Consider the following 4,349-nt stretch of genomic DNA (forward strand, 5'->3'; position numbering starts at 1 on the left):
CGAGAATTCGCCCGACAAGCTGACGCAGGTCATCCTTGCGACGGTTGATCTCGGCTGACGTCGGCACGGCCCTGTCAGCCCGGAGTCCGGGACGCTTAGCGCGCATGGCTTCCACCGCGGCGAGCAAGTCATCGACATTGGCGTCCGCGGTCTCATCCGCAATCGCTGATTCGGCCGTGTCCCGTGAGGAAGCAGACACTGCGCTCGCCGTCGTCTGGTCACGGCCTGCAGCCCCCAGGTTCGGTGCGTCTAGTGCCGATTCGACCATCTCGGTCAATTCCTCGGGATCGGCCTGAATGTCTTCTCCGGATTGACCGGAGGCGGCAAGCTCCGACCCGGTTTTGGGCAAACCCGCCATCAGCGGCAGGGACTCCCACAACATTTTCCGGTCGGCATCATCCAGGTAGTGAATGTCCTGATCAGTCAGCAAAAACCCCATCGACTCGACGAAATTGAGGCCCTGATTGAGCATCTTCTCCATCTGTGTGGCCGGGGCAGCGCGCGGCTCGCTGAAATAAAAGGCCAGCACGTCACTCTGATGAAGGTGAAACACCGCTACGGTCTCGATCCCTGCGTCGGTCCGGTACTGACACAGGTATGCCGTCGCTTCCTGAGCGGAAACCCCCGGCAGGGCCAGTTGAACATCCCGCATGGAACGAAACAGGTGGATGACCTGCCCGGCAGGCACCATGATGGCACGCGTTGATTGATCCCAGACGAACATGAGCACTTCCGATCAAGGGTTGCGGGCGTTAGAGCCCTTCAAAGGTCGTCAGAGCCTGAAAATGCCGGAAGCGCTCCTCGACATCACTCCAGTTCAGGCGACGCAAGCGATTCAGGCTGAAGTCCTCGACGGTAAAGGAGGCCATGACGCTGCCAAACACCGTGGCTTTGCGAATCGTGCCCTGCGAGAGGTTGTCGGTTGCGGCCAGATAACCCATGAAACCACCGGCAAAAGTGTCTCCAGCACCGGTCGGGTCGTAGACTTCTTCGAGAGGATAGGCCGGAGCAGAGAATATGGTGTGTTCATGAAACACCAGGACCCCGTATTCACCCCGTTTGACAACCAGTGTTTTGGGTCCCATCGCCAGGATCCCTTGGGCCGCCTTGACCAGGTTGGCCTCTCCGGTGAGCTGGCGGGCCTCGGCGTCGTTTATGATGAGGATGTCCACGAATTTCAGGGTCTCCATGAGAGAGTCCCGCTTGCCCTCTATCCAGAAGTTCATGGTGTCCATGGCCACCAGCGAGGGGCTCTGGACCTGGCCCAGGACATCGCGCTGAAGGTCCGGGTCTATGTTGGCCAGAAAGACGATGTCCGAGGCCCGGTAGGGCTCGGGGAGCTTGGGCCTGAACGTCTCGAAGACGTTCAGCTCCGTCTTGAGCGTATGGGCCTCGTTGAGCTGGTAGCCGTACTCCCCCTGCCATCGGAAGGTCCGGCCGGGAACGCGCTCCAGCCCCTGGATGTCGATGTTTCTCGTCTTGAGGAAGCCCACGTGCCGCTCGGGGAAGTCCTCCCCCACCACGGCAACGAGCCTGACGTCCGTGAAGTAGCTCGCGGAGGTGGAAAAATAGGTGGCCGAGCCCCCCAGGACCTCCGCCACCTCGCCGAAGGGCGTTTTTACCGAATCAAAGGCCACCGAGCCCACGACAAGCAAACTCATAGCATCGCACTCTCCCCGGGGAAAATCCCGATATTATAACACGCGCCGCGCAGGGTATCCAAGGGCGGACGGATGCTCTATAATCTTAGCCACGATGGAGATTTCCCTGGCCGCAAAATCCCTTGAAGAGCATTTCCGCCGCTCCCTGGGGGAGTGCCGCCTGAGGGGCCTCACCCCCCTGGGCCGGGGGGCCCACGGGCAGGGTTTCCTGCTCGAGCTCGACACGCGCGAGGGGGTGCGGAGATATGTCCTGAAGAGCGTCCGCCCCGAGGGGCTGGGGCACGACTACCCCGCCGACAGGGCCGGGCTGTTTCTCCTGGCCTATGACACCTTCGGCCTTCTGCCGGCCCATGTGCGCGCCCTGGACGTGCTCGCGGAGCGGGAGGACGGCTCTTTCTTCTCGGTGGCCGGGGGCAGGGAATACTACCTCGTGATGGAGGAAGTCAGGGGCGAGCCCTACATGAGGGACCTGGAGGCCATGGCGGGCAGGGACGCCCTCCGGGCCGAGGACAGGGCGAAGATACGCGCCATGACGGAGTACCTGGCCGGCATACACGCCCTAAAGAGGGAGTCCCGCTCCCTGTACCTCCGGAAGATACGGGACGTCATCGGCCACGGGGAGTGCCTGATGGGGGTCTTCGACGCCTACCCCGAAGGGGTTATCCCCGCCGGGGAGATGGCCGCCATCGAGAAGAAGTGCGTCGACTGGCGCCTCCGCCTGAGAAAGCGGACGCACAGGCTCTGCCAGATACACGGGGACTTCCATCCCGGAAACATCTGGTGGGAGGGGCGGCCCGAACGGACGGGGGACGGCGAGCAGGAGGACCGGGAGGACGTGCGGGGCTGGAGGGGGAGGATGCGCCTTCTGGACAGAAGCCGCGGCCCATGGGGCGAGGCGGCCGACGACCTGACGGCCCTGAGCATCAATTACGTCTTTCTCTCCCTCAAGCACCGGGGGGCCTTCACGGGGGCCTGCGTGGAGGCCCTCAAGCTCTTCTTTGACGCCTACGTCAGGGCCACCGGGGACACCGAGGTCCTGGAGGTGCTGGCCCCGTTTTTCGCCTTCCGGGGGGCGGTGGTGGCAAACCCCGCGTTCTACCCCGAACTGGGGGACGAGGGGCGGAGGCTCCTTTTCCGGTTTGTCCATAACGTGCTTGACCGGAGGAGCTTTGCCCCGGAGGAGGCAGAGGCCCTGGTCTCGGGGGCATAGGGGGCGGTTCATGCTTTTTTCATAATTCGCTTGGTATAGTAAACGTCTGCGGCTCTCACTCACCCGAAAGAGAAGGAGGATCAAAATGAAAAGGAAGACGCTTACGATAAGCGGCATGGCGCTGCTTATTGCCATCGGTCTCGTCCTCGGTCTGACCCTGTCTTCCGACCTGGACATCCAGAACAAGGGATACAGCCAGCCCGTCCCGGAGGAGGCGGTCAAGACGCTCACCCAGGTCAGCGAAGCGCTGGTCCGCGTTGCCGAGGCGGTGAAGCCCTCGGTGGTCAACATCTCCAGCACGCACACGGTGCAGCGGCGGGTCGGCCCGCCCGGCCTTTTCCAGGACCCCTTCTTCCGGCGGTTCTTCGGAGACGAGTTCTTCAAGCAGTACGGAGAGCCCCAGGAGGAGACGCGCGTAAGCCTGGGCTCCGGGGTCATCGTGGACCCCTCCGGGTACATCGTCACCAACTACCACGTGGTCAAGGACGCCGAAGAGATTCACGTGACCGTCGTAGGGAAGGGCGAGTTCAAGGGAAAGGTCGTGGGCAGCGACCCCCCGACCGACCTCGCGGTGGTCAAGATAGACGCCAAGGGGCTGACGGCCGCGGCCTGGGGGGACTCTGACGCCCTGAAGGCGGGAGAGGTGGTCATTGCGGTGGGCAGCCCCTACGGGCTTACCCAGTCGGTGACCATGGGCATCGTCAGCGCCATCGGCAGGGCCAACGTGCGCATCGCCGACTATGAGGACTTCATCCAGACCGACGCGGCCATCAACCCGGGGAACTCCGGAGGCCCGCTGGTCAACCCCAGGGGCGAGGTCGTGGGCATCAACACGGCCATCTTCACCACCACCGGCGGGTACCAGGGGATAGGGTTTTCCATCCCGAGCAACATGGCCCGGACCGTGATGAAGAGCCTCATCGAGAAAGGGCGGGTCATCCGGGGGTGGCTGGGCGTGACCATCCAGCCCATAACGCCGGAGCTGGCCAAGCAGTTCGGCCTCAAGGAGGTCAAGGGCGTCCTGGTAAGCGACGTGGTGGAAAAGAGCCCGGCGGCCGAGGCGGGCCTTGAAAGGGGCGACATCATCGTCTCCTACGAGGGCAAGGAGGTCAAGAGCCCCCGGGAACTTCGCAACATGGTGGCCAGCACGTCCCCGGGCGGGAAGGCCAAGCTAACGGTGGTCAGAAAGGGAGAGGAGAAGACCCTGTCGGTGACCATCGGGCAGCTTCCGGAGCACATGGCCTTTGGCGAGTAGCTCTTGAGCCGAAACAGCTCGACGTGGGGTTGGAAGCCCAGGAAGGAGAGCCCATGTTCAATTGGCCCCTGTTTCTAGCGCTTACCTTGGCCTGCCTGCCGGGTGCGGCCGTTGCGCTGCCGGGTACCGTCAAGTCCATCGTGCAGATCGCAGAACGGCAGACCTCAGCGGATGCCAACCTGCCCTCGACACGCGTGCTGGTCTCAATTTCGTTCGTCCAAAC

Annotated in this window: 4 protein-coding genes; 2 read left to right on the top strand and 2 right to left on the bottom strand. The window is 63.1% G+C overall.

Annotated elements, in window-relative coordinates; all coding sequences use genetic code 11:
- Together P8Y39_12580 and P8Y39_12585 are read right to left on the bottom strand one after the other, a co-directional pair.
- Positions 1 to 724: hypothetical protein (locus tag P8Y39_12580; GenBank protein MEJ2193151.1), on the bottom strand; the 724-nt coding region annotated here is incomplete at its 3' end.
- Positions 725 to 752: 28 nt separating this feature from the next.
- Positions 753 to 1,661 (bottom strand): PfkB family carbohydrate kinase, encoded by a 909-nt coding sequence (locus tag P8Y39_12585; protein ID MEJ2193152.1) that lies wholly within the window; start codon positions 1,659 to 1,661, stop codon positions 753 to 755.
- 94 nt (positions 1,662 to 1,755) lie between these two features.
- Between P8Y39_12585 and P8Y39_12590 the strand changes: the two genes are divergently transcribed.
- Entirely contained in the window at positions 1,756 to 2,871 is a 1,116-nt protein-coding gene (locus P8Y39_12590) for a phosphotransferase (protein ID MEJ2193153.1), read from the top strand.
- Positions 2,872 to 2,956: 85 nt separating this feature from the next.
- Entirely contained in the window at positions 2,957 to 4,126 is a 1,170-nt protein-coding gene (locus P8Y39_12595) for a Do family serine endopeptidase (protein MEJ2193154.1), read from the top strand.
- Positions 4,127 to 4,349 lie beyond the last annotated feature (223 nt).

Source organism: Nitrospirota bacterium (assembly GCA_037386965.1).
In the GTDB taxonomy this organism is placed as follows: Bacteria; Nitrospirota; Thermodesulfovibrionia; order Thermodesulfovibrionales; family JdFR-86; genus JARRLN01.

Bases quoted from the DNA above. Each gene is read 5' to 3' on its own strand.
- P8Y39_12585 (MEJ2193152.1), bottom strand. From the start codon at position 1,661: ATGAGTTTGCTTGTCGTGGGCTCGGTGGCCTTTGATTCGGTAAAAACG.
- P8Y39_12590 (MEJ2193153.1), top strand. From the start codon at position 1,756: ATGGAGATTTCCCTGGCCGCAAAATCCCTTGAAGAGCATTTCCGCCGC.
- P8Y39_12595 (MEJ2193154.1), top strand. From the start codon at position 2,957: ATGAAAAGGAAGACGCTTACGATAAGCGGCATGGCGCTGCTTATTGCC.